Source organism: Pseudomonas sp. R-28-1W-6 (genome assembly GCF_009799925.1).
GTDB lineage: Bacteria > Pseudomonadota > Gammaproteobacteria > Pseudomonadales > Pseudomonadaceae > Aquipseudomonas.
Genome location: NZ_WELK01000002.1, coordinates 628,426 through 644,650 on the forward strand (window position 1 = coordinate 628,426; position 16,225 = coordinate 644,650).

At 69.3% G+C, this 16,225-nt stretch carries 12 protein-coding genes and 1 riboswitch; of the genes, 11 read left to right on the top strand and 1 reads right to left on the bottom strand.

The window, feature by feature from the left end:
- The first annotated feature begins 128 nt into the window (after positions 1-128).
- From F3I62_RS07145 to F3I62_RS07175, 7 genes are all read left to right on the top strand, one after another.
- Positions 129-1,253 carry an ABC transporter permease gene (locus F3I62_RS07145; RefSeq protein WP_218572749.1) on the top strand — a complete coding sequence of 375 codons (1,125 nt, stop codon included), beginning with the start codon at positions 129-131 and terminating at the stop codon, positions 1,251-1,253.
- A gap of 1 nt (position 1,254) precedes the next feature.
- The gene (locus F3I62_RS07150; RefSeq protein WP_160488950.1) at positions 1,255-2,025 is read left to right on the top strand and encodes an ABC transporter ATP-binding protein; all 771 of its coding nucleotides are present in this window, start codon (positions 1,255-1,257) and stop codon (positions 2,023-2,025) included.
- The gene (locus F3I62_RS07155) at positions 2,022-2,972 is read left to right on the top strand and encodes an MlaD family protein (protein WP_160488951.1); all 951 of its coding nucleotides are present in this window, start codon (positions 2,022-2,024) and stop codon (positions 2,970-2,972) included. Before F3I62_RS07150 ends, F3I62_RS07155 begins: the two co-directional genes overlap by 4 nt.
- The gene (locus F3I62_RS07160; protein ID WP_160488952.1) at positions 2,969-3,559 is read left to right on the top strand and encodes a membrane integrity-associated transporter subunit PqiC; all 591 of its coding nucleotides are present in this window, start codon (positions 2,969-2,971) and stop codon (positions 3,557-3,559) included. Before F3I62_RS07155 ends, F3I62_RS07160 begins: the two co-directional genes overlap by 4 nt.
- Positions 3,560-3,673: 114 nt before the next feature.
- Positions 3,674-4,375 carry a membrane integrity-associated transporter subunit PqiC gene (locus tag F3I62_RS07165; protein ID WP_178122496.1) on the top strand — a complete coding sequence of 234 codons (702 nt, stop codon included), beginning with the start codon at positions 3,674-3,676 and terminating at the stop codon, positions 4,373-4,375.
- 70 nt (positions 4,376-4,445) lie between these two features.
- A complete protein-coding gene (locus tag F3I62_RS07170) occupies positions 4,446-4,688 on the top strand; it encodes an exodeoxyribonuclease VII small subunit (protein ID WP_160488954.1) in 243 nt (80 codons plus the stop codon).
- Complete coding sequence (locus tag F3I62_RS07175) at positions 4,685-5,572, top strand: polyprenyl synthetase family protein (RefSeq protein ID WP_160488955.1); 888 nt, start codon at positions 4,685-4,687, stop codon at positions 5,570-5,572. The genes F3I62_RS07170 and F3I62_RS07175 overlap by 4 nt, the downstream gene beginning before the upstream one ends.
- A 195-nt stretch (positions 5,573-5,767) precedes the next feature.
- Here F3I62_RS07175 and F3I62_RS07180 read toward each other — a convergent pair whose 3' ends face one another.
- Positions 5,768-6,688, bottom strand: coding sequence for a LysR family transcriptional regulator (locus F3I62_RS07180; protein WP_160488956.1), 921 nt, complete (start codon positions 6,686-6,688; stop codon positions 5,768-5,770).
- 159 nt (positions 6,689-6,847) lie between these two features.
- Between F3I62_RS07180 and F3I62_RS07185 the strand changes: the two genes are divergently transcribed.
- The 4 genes from F3I62_RS07185 to F3I62_RS07200 all read left to right on the top strand — a co-directional run bounded on the left by F3I62_RS07185 (position 6,848) and on the right by F3I62_RS07200 (position 16,179).
- Entirely contained in the window at positions 6,848-8,539 is a 1,692-nt protein-coding gene (locus F3I62_RS07185; RefSeq protein WP_160488957.1) for an AMP-binding protein, read from the top strand.
- Between the two features lie 68 nt (positions 8,540-8,607).
- Positions 8,608-11,880: a carboxyl transferase domain-containing protein gene (locus F3I62_RS07190; RefSeq protein ID WP_160488958.1), complete on the top strand. Its 3,273-nt coding sequence runs from the start codon at positions 8,608-8,610 to the stop codon at positions 11,878-11,880.
- 113 nt (positions 11,881-11,993) lie between these two features.
- A complete protein-coding gene (dxs, locus tag F3I62_RS07195; protein ID WP_160488959.1) occupies positions 11,994-13,904 on the top strand; it encodes a 1-deoxy-D-xylulose-5-phosphate synthase in 1,911 nt (636 codons plus the stop codon).
- 66 nt (positions 13,905-13,970) lie between these two features.
- Positions 13,971-14,201: riboswitch (cobalamin riboswitch) on the top strand.
- Positions 14,202-14,292: 91 nt separating this feature from the next.
- The gene (locus F3I62_RS07200; RefSeq protein WP_160488960.1) at positions 14,293-16,179 is read left to right on the top strand and encodes a TonB-dependent receptor domain-containing protein; all 1,887 of its coding nucleotides are present in this window, start codon (positions 14,293-14,295) and stop codon (positions 16,177-16,179) included.
- Positions 16,180-16,225: the final 46 nt, after the last annotated feature.

Genomic DNA, 16,225 nt, shown 5'->3' on the forward strand with positions numbered 1-16,225 from the left:
TCCGCCAAACGCTGCAACCTCGGGCCTCTGTTCTGCGTAGGGTGCGCCATGCGCACCGGAGGCCCGTACGGGGTATGCGGTGCGCACGGCGCACCCTACGAATTGTGCACCGGCTCCAGGAGGAAGACATGGACGCCACCACAGCCGAGCTACGCTGGCAGGAGGACCCGCAGGGCCGCACGCACTTGTGCGTCAGCGGCCAGTGGACCCTCGACCAGCGCAAGCCGGACCTGCCGGCGGTGCTCGATGCCTATTCGGCCATAGGCGCCGAGCTGCCGGTGCGGGTCGCCGTCAGCGCCTGGGACAGCAGCCTGCTGGCCCTGCTGCGGCGGCTGCAGCGCCTGGCCGAGGAGCGTCAGCTGACGCTGCACTGGCTGGAACTGCCGGAAGACGTGGAGCGCCTGCTGCAGATGGGCAGCGCCCACCCGATCCAGGCCACCGCCAAGGCCGGTGCCAGCGGCAACCCCCTGACCCGCCTGGGCCAGGGCTTTCTCGGCCAACTGGCGACCCTGGCCAACAGCTGCACCTTCCTCGGCGAAATCTGCCTGGCCCTGCTGCGCCTGCTGCAGGGCCGCTCGCGCCTGCGCGCCGGCGACTTCTGGCTGGCCCTGCAGGCCTGCGGCCCCGGCGCCCTGCCGATAGTCGCGTTGATCGCCAGCCTGGTCGGGCTGATCCTCGCCTTCGTCGGCGCGGCCCAGCTGGAAGCCTTCGGCGCCCAGCTGTACATCGCCAACATGGTGGCCATCGGCATGACCCGCGAAATGGGCGCGCTGATGACCGCGGTGATCATGGCCGGGCGCACCGGCGCGGCCTACGCCGCCGAGCTGGGCAGCATGCAGGCCAACGAGGAGATCGACGCGCTGAAGACCTTCGGCTTCCCGCCGCTGGACTTCCTGGTGCTGCCGCGCCTGCTGGCGCTGCTGGTGGCCATGCCGCTGCTCTGCGTGTTCGCCGATGCCCTCGGCATCCTCGGCGGCTTTGTCATCGGCGCCGGGCTGTTCGACATCTCCGCCACCCAGTACCTCAACCAGAGCCTGGAGATGCTCAGCCTCACCGACTTCCTGCTCGGCATCTTCAAGAGCCTGGTGTTCGCCATGCTGATCGGCCTGATCGGCTGCCACTATGGCCTGGCCAGCGGCCGCAACGCCCAGGCCGTGGGCCAGGCCACCACCCGCGCGGTGGTCAGCATCATCGTCGCCCTGGTGGTCAGCGATGCGCTGATCACCCTGATCTGCACGCAGCTGGGGATCTGAAATGAGCGAACCCGTGCTGATCGTGGAACACCTGGATGCCGGCTATGGCACGCGGGTGATCCAGCACGACCTGAATTTCAGCATCCAGCGCGGCGAAGTGTTCGTCATCATGGGCGGCAGCGGCTGCGGCAAGAGCACCCTGCTGCGCCACCTGATCGGCCTGCAGGCGCCGCTGGGCGGGCGCGTGCTGTTCCACGGCGAGGACTTCTGGGCGCAGGACGAGCAGCGCCGTGCCGAGCTGCTGCAGCACTTCGGCGTGCTCTACCAGAACAGCGCGCTGTGGGGCTCGATGACCCTGCGCGAGAACATCTGCCTGCCGCTGGAAACCTACCGGCCCAACCTCGGCCGTGCCGAGCTGGACGAGCTGGCCGCGCTCAAGCTCAGCCTGGTCGGCCTCGGCGGCTGCGACGAGCTGTACCCGGCCGAGCTGTCCGGCGGCATGCGCAAGCGCGCGGCGCTGGCCCGCGCCCTGGCCCTCGACCCGCAGGTCTTGTTCTTCGACGAACCCTCGGCCGGCCTCGACCCGATCAGCTCCAAGGCCCTCGATGAACTGATCCTGCAGCTGCGCGACAGCCTCGGCTCCAGTATCGTGCTGGTCACCCACGAGCTGCCGAGCATCTTCGCGGTGGCCGACACCTGCCTGTTCCTCGACGGCCAGGCCGGCACCCAGATCGCCCTCGGCGCCCCGAGCGACCTGCTGGCCAACGGCCCGCAGGCGGTACAGCGCTTCCTCGGACGCAACGGCACATTCCTCAAGGCGGAGGACGCATGAGCGAAACACGCAAACCCTTCCTGATCGGCAGCTTCCTGCTCGGCGGCCTGGTCCTGCTGGTGGCCGGCGCCCTGCTGCTGTCGCGGGAAAGCTGGTTCAGCAAGCCCACCGAGTACGTGGTGTACTTCACCGGCGCCCTCGACGGCCTGGATGTCGGCGCCGACGTCACCTACCGCGGGGTGAAGATCGGCAGCGTGCGCGAGATCCGCCTGTCCTACGACAGCCAGATCAAGGACGTGGTGATGCCGGTGATCCTTCGCGTCGACCCGCAGAAGGCCGCCAGCCAGCGCAGCTTCGACCGGGTGGTCAAGCAGCTGATCAAGCGCGGCCTGCGCGCCCAGCTGCAGACTCCCAGCCTGCTGACCGGCAAGGCCATCGTCGCGCTGGACATGTTCCCCGACCAGGCCGGCTACGTGTTCAGCCCCAGCGAAGTCGACCTGCCGAGCATCCCCAGCGTGCCCTCGCGCATCGACCAGGCCGCCAATGTGCTGCAGGAACTGGCCAGCAGCCTGCGCGAAGTGCCGCTGCGCGAGCTGATCGAGTCGGCCAACCGCACCCTGCAGGCGATCGAGAAGCTGAGCAGTTCCGACGACCTGCACCAGGGCCTGGACAGCCTGGCCGCCACCCTGGCCAATCTCGACCGCCTGAGCCGGCGCCTGGAGCAGCAGCTGCCCGGCCTGCTCGACTCGGCGCAGCGCAGCAGCGGCGAACTCAATGCCACCCTGGTGGAGATCCGCCAGGCCGCCGCCAGCACCCGGCAGACCCTGGAACAGGCCAACGGCCTGCTGGTCGACGGCCGGCACAGCATCGGCCCGCAATCGACCCTGCAATACGAGCTGGGCAACACCCTGCAGCAGCTCAGCCGCGCCAGCAAGGCCCTGCAACGCACCGCCGAGACACTGGAACAGCAACCGCAATCGCTGATCTTCGGGAAGCCCCAGCCATGAGCCAACGCCTGCTGCCTTTCGCCTTCCTGCTGCTCGCGGCCTGCAGCAGCGCGCCGCCCCAGCAGTTCTACCAGCTCGCCAACGGCACGCCGCCCAGCGTGCAGGATGCCGACGGCCCGGCCGTGCTGCTCGGCCCGCTGCAACTGGCCGACTACCTGCAGCGGGAAAACCTGATGCAGCGCCACAGCGCCCAGCGCCTCGACGTCAGCAGCGAGGGCCGCTGGGCCGGCAGCCTGCAGGACGACATCGGCCAGCTGCTGCTCGCCACCCTGGCCGGCGACCTGCACAGCAGCCGCCTGGCGCTCTATCCGGACCGCATCGGTTTCCCGGCCCAGGCGCAGGTCATCCTGCATATCAGCCGCCTCGACTCCGGACCGCAGCAGCCGGCGGTGCTGGAAGCCCGCTGGCGCCTGCTGGACGCCCGGGGCGAGCAGCGCGCCAGCGACCTGCTGCACCTGCAGCAGGCCCACGACGGCAGCCTGGAGGCCCAGGTGGCGGCCCAGAGCCAGCTGGTCGAACGCCTCGGCCGGCAGCTGGCCGCCGCCATCCGCGCACTGCCGCCGACGCCCGCCGCAGGGCTCCGCTGAGCAGGGCAGGCTGGAGTCCGGCGGCGCTTTGACGGATGATACGCGGCCGCAGGCCAACCCCTGCCCGTTCGCGTATGACTGCCGGCCGCCACCCGCGGCCCCCAGGGTGAAATGATGACCGTGTTGCGCCTCCCCGTTGTTCTCCTGCTGACCGGCCTGCTCGGCCTGGCCGGCTGTACGGCGCACCAACCGATCCCGCTGTACCAGCTGGATGCCGGCAGCCCCGCCGTGCCCCGGCAGAACCAGGGCCTGGCCGTGCTGCTCGGCCCGGTGTCGATCGCCGACTACCTGCAGCGCGAAGCCTTCCTCCAGCGCCAGGTCGACGGCAGCCTGGTGCCCGCCGACGACGCGCGCTGGGCCGGCAGCCTGGCCGCCGATATCGACCAGGTGCTGCTGCGCCAGCTGGCCGCCAGGCTGGACAGCCAGCGCCTGGTGCTGGCCCCGGCCAACCCCGGCTTCAACCCCGACGTGCAGGTGCTGCTGAGCATCAGCCGCCTGGACTCCGGCCCGCTGCACCCGGCCGTGCTGGAAGCCCAGTGGCGCCTGCTCGACCGCAGCGGTCTGCTGCGCGACAGTCGCCTGCTGCGTCTGGAACAGGCCCACGACGGCAGCCCGGCCGATCAGGTGAAGGCGCAGAGCCTGCTGCTGCGGCAGCTGGTCGAACAACTGGCCGCCGCCATCGAACCGCTGCGCAACCAGCCGGTTGCCGAAGCCAAGCCGGCGCAACCCGCCGTGCCGCGCAACAAGCCGGCCCAGCCGCCGAAGATCCCCATGGTCGGCCCGGCCCGCAGCAACAGCGAAGTGCTGCGTTTCTGAGCCACCGCATGACCCATGCCGCGCGGCTCTGCTAGTGTCGCGCCGAGATACGAGCCCACGAGACAGCCCCATGGCCCGCAAGAAAGCCGCCGTCGATTTCGAACACTCCCTCGCACAGCTGCAGCAACTGGTCGAACGCCTGGAAGGTGGCGAACTGTCGCTGGAAGACTCGCTGACCGCCTTCGAGCAGGGCATCGGCCTGACCCGCGACTGCCAGGCCGCCCTGGCCCAGGCCGAACAGAAGGTGCAGATCCTCCTGGAACGCGACGGCGAGCTGGAGGAAGCCCCCTTCGACGCGGACGACCAGGCATGATCGCGGCCTACCAGCAGCGCTGCCAGGCGCGCGTCGACGCCGCCCTGGAAAGCCTGTTCGAGGCGCCGCGCAGTGAACTGGCACGGCTCTACCAGGCCATGCGCTACAGCGTGGCGGGCGGCGGCAAGCGGGTGCGCCCATTGCTGGTGTATGCCGCCTGCGAAGCCTTGAATGGTGATCTCGACCGCGCCGATGGTGCCGCCTGCGCGGTGGAGCTGATCCACGCCTACTCGCTGGTACACGACGACCTGCCGGCCATGGACGACGACGACCTGCGCCGCGGCCAGCCGACCACCCACAAGGCCTTCGACGAAGCCTGCGCGATTCTCGCCGGCGACGGCCTGCAGAGCCTGGCCTTCGAGGCCCTGGCCGACCCGCGGCACAATCCAGCGGACGCCAGCCTGCGCCTGGCCATGGTCCTCGGTCTGGCGCGCGCCGCCGGGCCGGCCGGGATGGTCGGCGGCCAGGCCATCGACCTCGGCTCGGTGGGCCAGCAGCTCGACCAGGCGGCCCTGGAAGTCATGCACCGGCACAAGACCGGGGCGCTGATCGAGGCCAGCGTGCAACTCGGCGCCCTGGCCAGCGGCCAGGCCGACGACGCAGCCCTGCGCGCGTTGCAGCAGTACGCCCGCGCCATCGGCCTGGCGTTCCAGGTGCAGGACGACATCCTCGACGTGGAAAGCGACACCGCCACCCTGGGCAAGACCCAGGGCAAGGACCAGGCCAATCACAAACCGACCTACCCGGCCCTGCTCGGCCTCGACGCGGCCAAGGCCTACGCCCTGGAACTGCGCGACCAGGCCCTGCACGCCCTGCGCCCGTTCGGCAACAGCGCCGAGCCGCTGCGCGAACTGGCCCGCTACATCGTCGCGCGCAAGTACTGAGCCCGGCGGGATGCACCGGGCGGGGTTGCCCGGTGCGGATCTACCCCACCTCTCAGAGCCCGTTTACGATCTTTTGAGCTAGAGCCAGGCAAGGCGAAATTGGGCGAGGACGCGGAGTTTACGAGGTGTAAATGAGCAGTCCGAGCCCGATTTCAACGCAGCATGGCCGACGATCAAGAGATTGTAGACGGGCTCTCAGAAGCGCTGCCGCGCCAGGCCCAGTAACTGCTCGCGCAGCCACTGACCACCCGCCTCGTTCTCCGTCTGCCGCGGCCAGTACAGGTTGAGGCTCACCGCCGGCAGCTCCAGCGGCATGTCCAGCAGGCGGTTGGCCAGGCCGGCGTTGATCAGCTGGGCATATTGCCGTGGCATGGTCAGCAGCCAGTCGCTCTGTGCCACCAGCAACGCCGCCGACAGGTAGTGCTGGCAGCGCTGGCGCACCTGGCGCACCAGGCCCAGGTGGCCCAGGGCCAGGTCTTCCACGCAGATGCCGCGGCGCCGCGAAGTCACCGCCACATGCTCGGCCGCCAGGTAGCGTTCCAGGCTCAGCTCGCCGTCAAACGCCGGGCTGGCCACCACGCACAGCGGGTCGCGCAGCAGCAGGCGCTGGCGCAGCTCGGCATCGGTGGGCCGGGCGATCTCGATGGCCAGGTCGACCCGCCCGGCCACCAGTTCGCGCTTGAGCTCCGCCCAGTGCACGCTGCTGCTGCGCAGCTCCACCTGCGGTGCACACTGGCGCAGATGGGCGAGGATCGCCGGCAGCAGGATCGGCTCCATCTGTTCGGGCATGTTCAGGGTGAAGCTGCGCCGATCGTGCCGCGGATCGAAGGTCTGCCCGCGGCTGACGCTGCGGCGCAGGCCGCTCAACGCCTCCTGGATGCCCGGCGCCAGTTGCTGGGCCAGCGGCGTCGGCGCCACGCCGCGGCCATCGCGGACGAACAGCGGGTCGTCGAGCTGCTCGCGCAGGCGCTGCAGGGCATGGCTGACCGCCGACTGGCTGAGGTGCAGCAGCGCCGCCGCGCGGGTCAGGTTGCGCTCGTGGTAGACCACCTCGAAGACGCGGAACAGGTTCAGGTCGAGGCGGCTCAACACCGACCATTCATGCTGCTGATTCATGGTTATCCATCTCTGCCTGGCGAACCGGCAGCCTAGCAGGGCAAGCCATCCGGCCAATCATGCATAGCGCTCATGGATATCGATGCATAAGCATCAGTTCTGCCGTCCCGGCCGGCCGCCTAAGATGCCCGCCAGACAAGAACAAGCGGAGCCACCGCCATGGACGAACAGCACTACCTTGCCCAGCTCGCCGACCTGCAGGCCGCCGCCTGGCCACCCGGCGTGCCGCGCACCCCGCACTACCCGCACGGCGAACAGCCACTGAGCGAATACCTGCGCGCCTGGGCGCGCCAGCAGCCGCAAGCCATTGCCCTGGACTTCTACGGCCACAGCCTGAGCTGGGCCGAGCTGGATCGGTTGTCCGATCGCTGCGCCGCGCTGCTGGCCGACCTCGGCGTACAGCCGGGCGACCGCGTTGCCCTGTTCATGCCCAACTGCCCGCAGCTGCACATCGCCTTCTACGGCCTGCTCAAGTGCGGTGCCGTGTATGCGCCGGTCAGCCCGCTGAGCAAGGCCCTGGAACTGGGCTACCAGCTCAAGGACAGCGGCGCCCGGGTGGTCCTCTGCTTCGACCAGCTGCTGCCGGTGGTGCGCGCGGTGCGCGAGGACTGCGCGCTGCGCCATGTGCTGGCCACCAGCCTGTCGGAGTTGCGCCCGGCGGCGCCGAGCATCCCGGTGGCCGACCTGCTGCTGGCGCCGAAAATCAGTGGCGACGACTTCCTCGACTTCTACCCGGCCCTGGCCACCTGCACGGCGGCGGTGCCGGCGCACCGCCCGCAGCTGGATGACATCGCCGCGCTGAACTACACCGGCGGCACCACCGGCCTGCCCAAGGGCTGCGTGCACAGCCACCGCGACATGCTCTACACCTGCGCCAGCTTCGTGCCCACGGCCCTGCAGCTGCAGCCGGACAGCGTGCTGCTCAACTTCCTCCCGGAATTCTGGATCGCCGGGGAAAACGCCGGCCTGCTGTTCCCGGTGTTCAGCGGTTGCCGCCTGGTGCTGCTGGCGCGCTGGGATGCCCTGGCCTTCATGGCCGCCGTGCAGCAGTACCGGGTCAGCCACTGCGGCCTGCTGGTCGACAGCGCCGCCGAGGTACTCGACCACCCGCAGCTGGCCGACTACGACCTGCGCTCCTTGCAGCGCACCGGCAGCATCTCCTTCATCAAGAAGCTGACCCGCGACTACCGCGCACGCTGGCAGGCGCTGACCGGCTGCCGCCTGTTCGAGTTCAGCTTCGGCATGACCGAAACCCACACCTGCGACACCTTCACCTGGGGCCTGCAAAACGACGACTTCGACCTCACCAGCGCGCCGACCTTCGTCGGCCTGCCGGTGCCCGGCACCCAGTTCAAGGTCTGCGACTTCGCCACTGGCGAGCTGCTGCCGCTGGGTAGCGAGGGCGAGCTGTGCCTGCGCAGCCCGGCGCTGATGCACGGCTACTGGCAACGCCCGGAAGAATCCGCCGCAGTATTGCGCGACGGCTGGCTGCACACCGGCGACCTGGGGCAGATCACCGAACAGGGTTTCATCCGCTACCTCGGCCGGCGCAAGGAAATGCTCAAGGTCAACGGCATGAGCGTGTTCCCCAGCGAACTGGAGGCTCTGCTCGGCCAGCACCCGGCCCTGCTAGCCAGCGCGGTGATCGGCCGCCCCGACGACCAGCGCGGCCAGCAGCCGGTGGCCTTCGTCGTGCTCAAGCCCGGCAGCACGGACAATGCAGCCAGCCTTGCAGCCTGGTGCAAGGAGGCCATGGCCGTCTACAAGGTGCCGGACATCCGCGTGGTCGCGGCGCTTCCGATGACCGCCACCGGCAAGGTGAAGAAGAACGAACTGGAAGCACTGCTGTAGGGTGCGCCATGCGCACCTTCCTCCCCACCCACCAATCGGTGCGCACGGCGCACCCTACGGACCCGCCCATGATGTTTGCCAGCCTGCTGATCGCCAACCGTGGCGAGATCGCCATCCGCATCGCCCGTGCCTGCGCCGACCTGCAGATCCGCTCGGTGGCGGTGTTCGCCGAGGACGACGGCGCCAGCCTGCATACGCGCAAGGCCGACCTGGCCGTGCCGCTGCGTGGTCGTGGCGTGCCGGCCTATCTGGACATGGAGCAGCTGATCGAGGTGGCCCGCGCCCAGGGCTGCGACGCCATCCATCCCGGCTACGGTTTTCTCGCCGAGAACGCCGAGTTCGCCAGGCGCTGCCAGGCCGCCGGTATCGCCTTTATCGGCCCCGATCCGAGCGTACTGGAACTGTTCGGCGACAAGGCCGCCGCCCGCGCCCTGGCCGAACGCTGCGGCGTGCCGCTGGTCAGCGGGATCAACCAGGCGGTGAGCCTGGAGCAGGCCCAGGCCTTTTGCGCCGAACATGGCGCGGTGATGCTCAAGGCCCTGGCCGGCGGCGGCGGGCGTGGCATGCGCGCGGTGTTCGAGCCGGCCGAGCTGGCCGAGGCCTATGCGCGCTGCCAGTCCGAGGCGCAGGCGGCGTTCGGCAACGGCGCCCTGTATGTCGAGCAGCTGGTGCGCCAGGCGCGGCATATCGAGGTGCAGGTGCTCGGCGACGGCAGCGCGGTCAGCCACCTGTGGGAGCGCGACTGCAGCCTGCAGCGGCGCAACCAGAAGCTGGTGGAAATCGCCCCCAGCCCCGACCTCGACGGCGAGGTACGCGCGGCGATCATCGACTGCGCCCTGCATCTGGCCGGCGCGGTGAACTACCGCGGCATCGGCACCTTCGAATTCCTCCTCGATGCCGAGCAACCGGGGCGTTTCTACTTCATGGAAGCCAACCCGCGGGTGCAGGTGGAGCACACCGTGACCGAACAGGTGACCGGCGTCGACCTGCTGCATACCCAGATCCGACTGATTGCCGGCGCTTCCCTCGACCAGTTGGGCCTGCGCCAGCCACCGGCCGTGCAGGGCTGCGCCGTGCAGCTGCGGATCAACCTGGAAACCCTGCACGCCGACGGCAGCACGCGCCCGGCGGTCGGCACCCTCGCTGCCTACGAGCCGCCCAGCGGCCCCGGTCTGCGCGTGGACGGCTACGGCTACGCCGGCTACCCGGTCAGCCCCAGCTACGACTCGCTGCTGGCCAAGCTGATCGCCCAGGGCCCGGACTACCCCGCCGCCCTGCGCCGCGCCTACCGCGCGCTGTGCGAGTTCCGCCTGGACGGCGTGGCGAGCAACCTGCACCTGCTGCAGAACCTGCTGCGCCTGCCCGAAGTGCAGGGCAACCGGGTCAGCACCCGTTTCGTCGAGAGCCGCCTGGGCGAGCTGCTCGCCGCCCAGCCCGAGGCCCACGCCCATCACCATTTCGCCGCCAGCCAGGCACAGGCCGCGACCGGCCCGCGCCCGGTCGACGCCCCGCCCGGCACCCAGCCGCTGAACACGCCGAGCACCGGCGTGCTGGTGTGCCTGGAAGTGGCCGAGGGCGATGCGGTGGCCGCCGGTCAGACCATCGCCGTGCTGGAGGCGATGAAGATGGAGTTCGAGGTGCGCGCCAGCCACAGCGGCATCGTCCGCGCACTGGCCGCCCAACCCGGCGCGGCCCTGGCCGAGGGCCAGGCGCTGCTGTTCCTCGAACCGGCCGAGGTGGCCGTCGAGCACGGCCACAACGAACAGAGCCTGGACCTGGCACATATCCGCGCCGATCTGGCCGAGGTGCTGGAACGCCACGCGCGCCTGACCGACGAACACCGCCCCCAGGCCGTGGCCAAGCGGCGCAAGACCGGCCAGCGCACGGTGCGCGAGAACCTCGCCGATCTGCTGGATGACGGCAGTTTCATCGAATACGGCGCGCTGGCCCTGGCCGCGCAACGCCGTCGCCGTTCGGCCGAGGAGCTGCTGGAGCTGAGCCCGGCCGACGGCCTTGTCGCCGGCATCGGCACGGTCAACGCCACCCAGTTCGGCAGCGAAACGGCGCGCTGCATGACCATCGCCTACGACTACACGGTCTTCGCCGGCACCCAGGGCGTGATCAACCACAAGAAGACCGACCGCATGCTGCAGCTGGCCGAACAGTGGCGCCTGCCGCTGGTGCTGTTCGCCGAGGGCGGCGGCGGCCGGCCCGGCGATACCGACTTCGTCGGCGTGGCCGGACTGGACTGCCACACCTTCGTCGGCATGGCCAGGCTCTCGGGCCTGGTGCCGCTGGTCGGCGTGGTCTCCGGGCGCTGCTTCGCCGGCAACGCCGCCCTGCTCGGCTGCTGCGACGTGATCATCGCCACGGAAAACGCCAGCATCGGCATGGCCGGCCCGGCGATGATCGAAGGTGGCGGCCTGGGCAGCTTCAGGCCCGAAGAGGTCGGCCCGGTATCGATGCAGGGCCCCAACGGGGTGATCGACGTGCGGGTGGCGGACGAAGCCGAAGCCGTCGCGGTGGCCAGGCAGTACCTGTCCTACTTCCAGGGGCCACTGGCCGACTGGGAGTGCGCCGATCAGCGCGAGCTGCGCCAGGTGATCCCGGAAAACCGCCTGCGCGTCTACGACATCCGCCGGGTGATCGAGCTGCTGGCCGACCGCGACTCGGTGCTGGAACTGCGCCGCCAGTTCGCCCCGGGGCTGATCACCGCCCTGGTGCGCATCGAAGGCCAGCCGTTCGGCCTGATCGCCAACAACCCCGCGCACCTGGGCGGCGCCATCGACGCGCTGGCCGGCGACAAGGCCGCGCGCTTCATGCAGCTGTGCGATGCCTTCGACATCCCCCTGCTGTCGCTGTGCGACACCCCTGGCTTTATGGTCGGCCCGGAGGCGGAGAAACAGGCCACGGTGCGCCACGTGTCGCGCATGTTCGTCGCCGCCGCCAGCCTCAGCGTGCCGTTCTTCACCGTGGTGCTGCGCAAGGGCTACGGCCTCGGCGCCCAGGCCATGGCCGCCGGCAGCTTCCACTCGCCGCTGTTCACCATCGCCTGGCCCAGCGGCGAATTCGGCGCCATGGGCCTGGAAGGCGCGGTACGCCTGGGCTTCGCCAAGGAACTGGCGGCCCAGACGGACCCTGCGGCGCAGCAGGCGCTGTTCGACAAGCTGGTGGCCAAGGCCTACGAGCAGGGCAAGGGCCTTAATATGGCCAGCTACCTGGAGATCGACGCGGTGATCGACCCGGCGGAGACCCGCACCTGGCTGCGGCGCGGCCTGAATGCCGCGCCGCGCCCGGCGCCGCGCAACGGCAAGAAGCGGCCCTTCGTCGATACCTGGTAAGGCGAAAAACCGGCAAGCCGCAGGTTGCATGCTAATGACATGCGGCGTGCGGCTTGCCGTGTCCTTTTCAGTTAAACTGCCGCATCTTTTGTACGCCTATAACGATCCGCCTGATGCCGACGACTTTCCACGAGATCCCCCGCGAGCGCCCCTCCACGCCGTTGCTTGACCGCGCCGACACGCCGGTCGGCTTGCGGCGCCTGGCGGAAACCGAGCTGGAAACCCTGGCCAACGAACTGCGCCAGTACCTGCTGTACAGCGTCGGCCAGACCGGCGGGCACTTCGGTGCCGGCCTCGGCGTGATCGAGCTGACCATCGCCCTGCACTACATCTTCGACACCCCGGACGACCGCCTGGTGTGGGACGTCGGCCACCAGGCCTACCCGCACAAGATCCTCACCGGCCGCCGCGAGCGCATGGGCAGCCTGCGCCAGAAGGACGGCCTGGCCGCCTTCCCGCGGCGCAGCGAGAGCGAGTACGACACCTTCGGCGTCGGCCACTCCAGCACCAGCATCAGCGCGGCGCTGGGCATGGCCATCGCGGCCAAGCTGCAGGGCAGCAAGCGCAAGGCGGTGGCGGTGATCGGCGACGGCGCGCTGACCGCCGGCATGGCCTTCGAGGCGCTCAATCATGCGTCCGATGTGAAGGCCAACATGCTGGTGGTGCTCAACGACAACGACATGTCGATCTCGAAGAACGTCGGCGGCCTGTCCAACTACCTGGCCAAGATCATCTCCAGCCGCACCTATTCGAGCATGCGCGAGGGCAGCAAGAAGATCCTCTCGCGCCTGCCCGGCGCCTGGGAGATCGCGCGCAAGGTCGAGGAGCACGCCAAGGGCATGCTGGTGCCCGGCACCCTGTTCGAGGAGCTGGGCTGGAACTACGTCGGCCCCATCGACGGCCACGACCTGCCGACCCTGCTCGCCACCCTGCGCAACATGCGCGACCTGGAGGGCCCGCAGTTCCTCCATGTGGTGACCAAGAAGGGCAAGGGCTTCGCCCCGGCCGAGGCCGACCCGATCGGCTACCACGCGATCACCAAGCTGGAGCCGATCAACGCGCCGGCCGAACCGAAGAAGGCCTCCGGGCCGAAGTACTCCAGCGTGTTCGGCCAGTGGCTGTGCGACATGGCCGAACAGGACCCGCGTCTGGTCGGCATCACCCCGGCGATGAAGGAAGGCTCCGACCTGGTGGCCTTCAGCGAACGCTTCCCCGAGCGCTACTTCGACGTCGCCATCGCCGAGCAGCACGCGGTGACCCTGGCCGCCGGCATGGCCTGCGACGGCGTCAAGCCGGTGGTGGCGATCTACTCGACCTTCCTCCAGCGCGCCTACGACCAGCTGATCCACGACGTGGCCGTGCAGCACCTCGACGTGCTGTTCGCCATCGACCGTGCCGGCCTGGTCGGCGAGGACGGCCCGACCCACGCCGGCAGCTTCGACATCTCCTACCTGCGCTGCATCCCCGGCATGCTGGTGATGACCCCCAGCGACGAGAACGAACTGCGCCGCATGCTCACCACCGGCCACCTGTTCGATGGCCCGGCGGCGGTGCGCTACCCGCGCGGCAGCGGGCCGAACGCGCCGATCGACCCGGTGCTGGAGCCGCTGGTAATCGGCAAGGGCCTGGTCCGTCGCCAAGGGCAGAACGGCAACGGCCGCCGAACCGCCCTGCTGGTGTTCGGCGTGCAACTGGCCGAGGCCCTAAAGGTCGGCGAGACCCTGGATGCCACCGTGGTCGACATGCGTTTCGTCAAACCCCTGGACGAGGCCCTGGTGCGCGAACTGGCGGCCAGCCACGAGCTGTTGGTGACCATCGAGGAGAACGCCATCATGGGCGGCGCCGGTTCGGCGGTCAGCGAGTTCCTCGCCGCCGAGAACCTGCTGCGCCCGATGCTGCACCTGGGCCTGCCGGACAGCTACGTGGAGCACGCCAAGCCGGCGCAGATGCTGGCCGAATGCGGCCTGGACCAGGCCGGCATCGAGGCGGCCGTACGCCAGCGCCTGGCGCAACTGCCCACATGAATGCCGCTCATCCAGAACCGAGCCAAACTCGCTTGTAATTCATTTAGCCGCGCACTAAGGTGCGCGTCGCTTTACTTCCGCCAAGGTGCGCCCGTCGTGATCGACCGGCGTTAAACGGGAAGCCGGTGCGCTCCTCACGAGCCATTCCGGCGCTGCCCCCGCAACGGTAAGCCACCGCAGCCTCGCGCTGCCATGTCGATCGACGCGCCACTGGGAGTTTCCCCGGGAAGGCGATCGGCAGGGAAAGTTCGCTTTCAGTGGCAAGCCCGGAGACCGGCCTGGACGGATTCGACTGGTGTTGCGGAGGGCAGCACCGTCAAGCGTCGGCTTGTGGTGACGCTTGTCCCTGCCCTCCTCGAAAGTCTGCCGACTGTTTGAGGATCGATCGATGAAACTGTCTCGCCTGGCCCTGGCCATCGCCCTGCTGCCCGCCTCCACGGCCTCCACGGCCTTCGCCAGCGAAGACCAGGAAGCCGCGCTGAAGCTGTCGGAAACCCTGATCAGTGCCAACCGCGACGTGCAGCAGCGCAGCGCCAGCAGCGCCGCCAGCACGGTGTTCACCCGCGCCGATATCGAGCGCCTGCAACCCGCCTCGGTGGTCGACCTGCTCGCCCGGGTACCCGGCGTGCAGGTGACGCAGAACGGCAGCGGCAGCCTGGCCAGCCTGTATATCCGCGGCACCAAGTCGGCGCAGAGCCTGGTCCTGGTGGACGGCATGCGCATCGGCTCGGCCAGTTCCGGCGACAGCAACCTGCAGCACCTCAACATCGAGCAGATCGAGCGCATCGAAGTGCTGCGCGGGCCGCGCTCGGCCATGTACGGCGCCGACGCCATCGGCGGCGTGGTGCAGATCTTCACCCGCCGCAGCAGCGGCGAGGGGCTCAAGCCGTTCGTGCGCGTGGGCTACGGCAGCCGCGGCACCTGGCAGCGCAGCGCCGGCATTTCCGGCGGCGATCAGGCCACGCGCTTCAGCCTGGCCGGCAGCCTCGACGAAACCAACGGCTTCGACCGCACCGGCACTTCCTACGCGGCCGACCAGGATCACGACGCCTACCGCAACAAGGCCTTCAGCCTGAGCCTCAGCCACAGCTTCAGCGAGCGCCTGGAGGCCGGGGTCAACGTCCTCGACCAGCGCGGCCGCACCGAGTTCGACAACCCCTTTGGCCGCTTCGACATGAGCACCTTCGAGTCGGTCGAGCAGGACCCGTACAGCGACTTCACCGTCAGCAGCGTCTCCAGCTACCTCGACGCCCAGCTCAACGATGCCTGGAACAGCCGCCTGGAAGTCGGCCACAGCGAGAACCGCGAAGAGAGCCTGGACAAGCTCAGCGATGAGCGTGGCGTGTTCAACACCTACCGCGACTCGGTCAACTGGCTCAACACCCTGAGCCTGAACGACAGCCACAGCCTGCTGCTCGGCGCCGATTGGTACGAAGACCAGCTCAACAGCAACACCGCCTTCGCCGAACAGCAGCGCTGGAACCAGGCCGCCTTCATCCAGCACCGCTACGACGGCGAGCACTTCTCCACCGAACTGGGCCTGCGCCACGACAAGAATGAGCAGTTCGGCAGCGAGAACACCTGGAGTGGCGCCCTGACCCTGCCGCTCGACGAGCGCAACGACCTGATCGCCTCCTACAGCGAGGGCTTCCGCGCGCCGACCTTCAACGACCTGTACTACCCGGACTACAGCAACCCGGAGCTCAAGCCGGAGCACTCCAAGAGCGTCGAGCTGCAGTGGCGCAGCCAACTGGCCGACACCACGCGCCTGGAGGCCTCGGTCTACCGCACCGACATCGAGGACGCCATCGCCAGCGACCAGAACTTCATCCCGCAGAACATCGCCAAGGCGCGCATCCACGGCTTCGAGGCCGCGCTGCAGCAGGAGCTGTTCGGCTGGCAGGGCCAGCTGGGCGTGGCCTTCGTCGATCCGCGCGACCGCGACAGCGGCCATACCCTCAACCGCCGCGCGCGACGCACCCTGAGCCTGGACCTGGACCGCCGCTTCGGCGCTGTCGCCGTCGGCGCCAGCTGGCAGGCCGTGAGCAGCAGCTACGACGACCCGGGCAACCAGTACCAACTGGCCGGCTACGGCCTGCTGGCCCTGCGCAGCAGCTGGCAGGCCACGCCCGAGCTGAAGCTGGAAGCCAAGCTGGATAATCTGCTGGACAAGGATTACAGCCGCGCCCTGTACGAACACGAGGGCGAGCGTTACAGCTACAGCCAGGAAGGCCGCAGCGCGCTGCTCGGCTTCGTCTGGACGCCGCAGCTGTAGGTCGGGGTTGAGCGAAGCCCGCCGCGCCTATTGCGCAACCACGCTT

What these genes read in the sequence shown, in the direction of transcription:
- F3I62_RS07145 (WP_218572749.1), top strand. Translation starts at nt 129, where the DNA reads ATGGACGCCACCACAGCCGAGCTACGCTGGCAGGAGGACCCGCAGGGC.
- F3I62_RS07150 (WP_160488950.1), top strand. Translation starts at nt 1,255, where the DNA reads ATGAGCGAACCCGTGCTGATCGTGGAACACCTGGATGCCGGCTATGGC.
- F3I62_RS07155 (WP_160488951.1), top strand. Translation starts at nt 2,022, where the DNA reads ATGAGCGAAACACGCAAACCCTTCCTGATCGGCAGCTTCCTGCTCGGC.
- F3I62_RS07160 (WP_160488952.1), top strand. Translation starts at nt 2,969, where the DNA reads ATGAGCCAACGCCTGCTGCCTTTCGCCTTCCTGCTGCTCGCGGCCTGC.
- F3I62_RS07165 (WP_178122496.1), top strand. Translation starts at nt 3,674, where the DNA reads ATGACCGTGTTGCGCCTCCCCGTTGTTCTCCTGCTGACCGGCCTGCTC.
- F3I62_RS07170 (WP_160488954.1), top strand. Translation starts at nt 4,446, where the DNA reads ATGGCCCGCAAGAAAGCCGCCGTCGATTTCGAACACTCCCTCGCACAG.
- F3I62_RS07175 (WP_160488955.1), top strand. Translation starts at nt 4,685, where the DNA reads ATGATCGCGGCCTACCAGCAGCGCTGCCAGGCGCGCGTCGACGCCGCC.
- F3I62_RS07180 (WP_160488956.1), bottom strand. Translation starts at nt 6,688, where the DNA reads ATGAATCAGCAGCATGAATGGTCGGTGTTGAGCCGCCTCGACCTGAAC.
- F3I62_RS07185 (WP_160488957.1), top strand. Translation starts at nt 6,848, where the DNA reads ATGGACGAACAGCACTACCTTGCCCAGCTCGCCGACCTGCAGGCCGCC.
- F3I62_RS07190 (WP_160488958.1), top strand. Translation starts at nt 8,608, where the DNA reads ATGATGTTTGCCAGCCTGCTGATCGCCAACCGTGGCGAGATCGCCATC.
- dxs (WP_160488959.1), top strand. Translation starts at nt 11,994, where the DNA reads ATGCCGACGACTTTCCACGAGATCCCCCGCGAGCGCCCCTCCACGCCG.
- F3I62_RS07200 (WP_160488960.1), top strand. Translation starts at nt 14,293, where the DNA reads ATGAAACTGTCTCGCCTGGCCCTGGCCATCGCCCTGCTGCCCGCCTCC.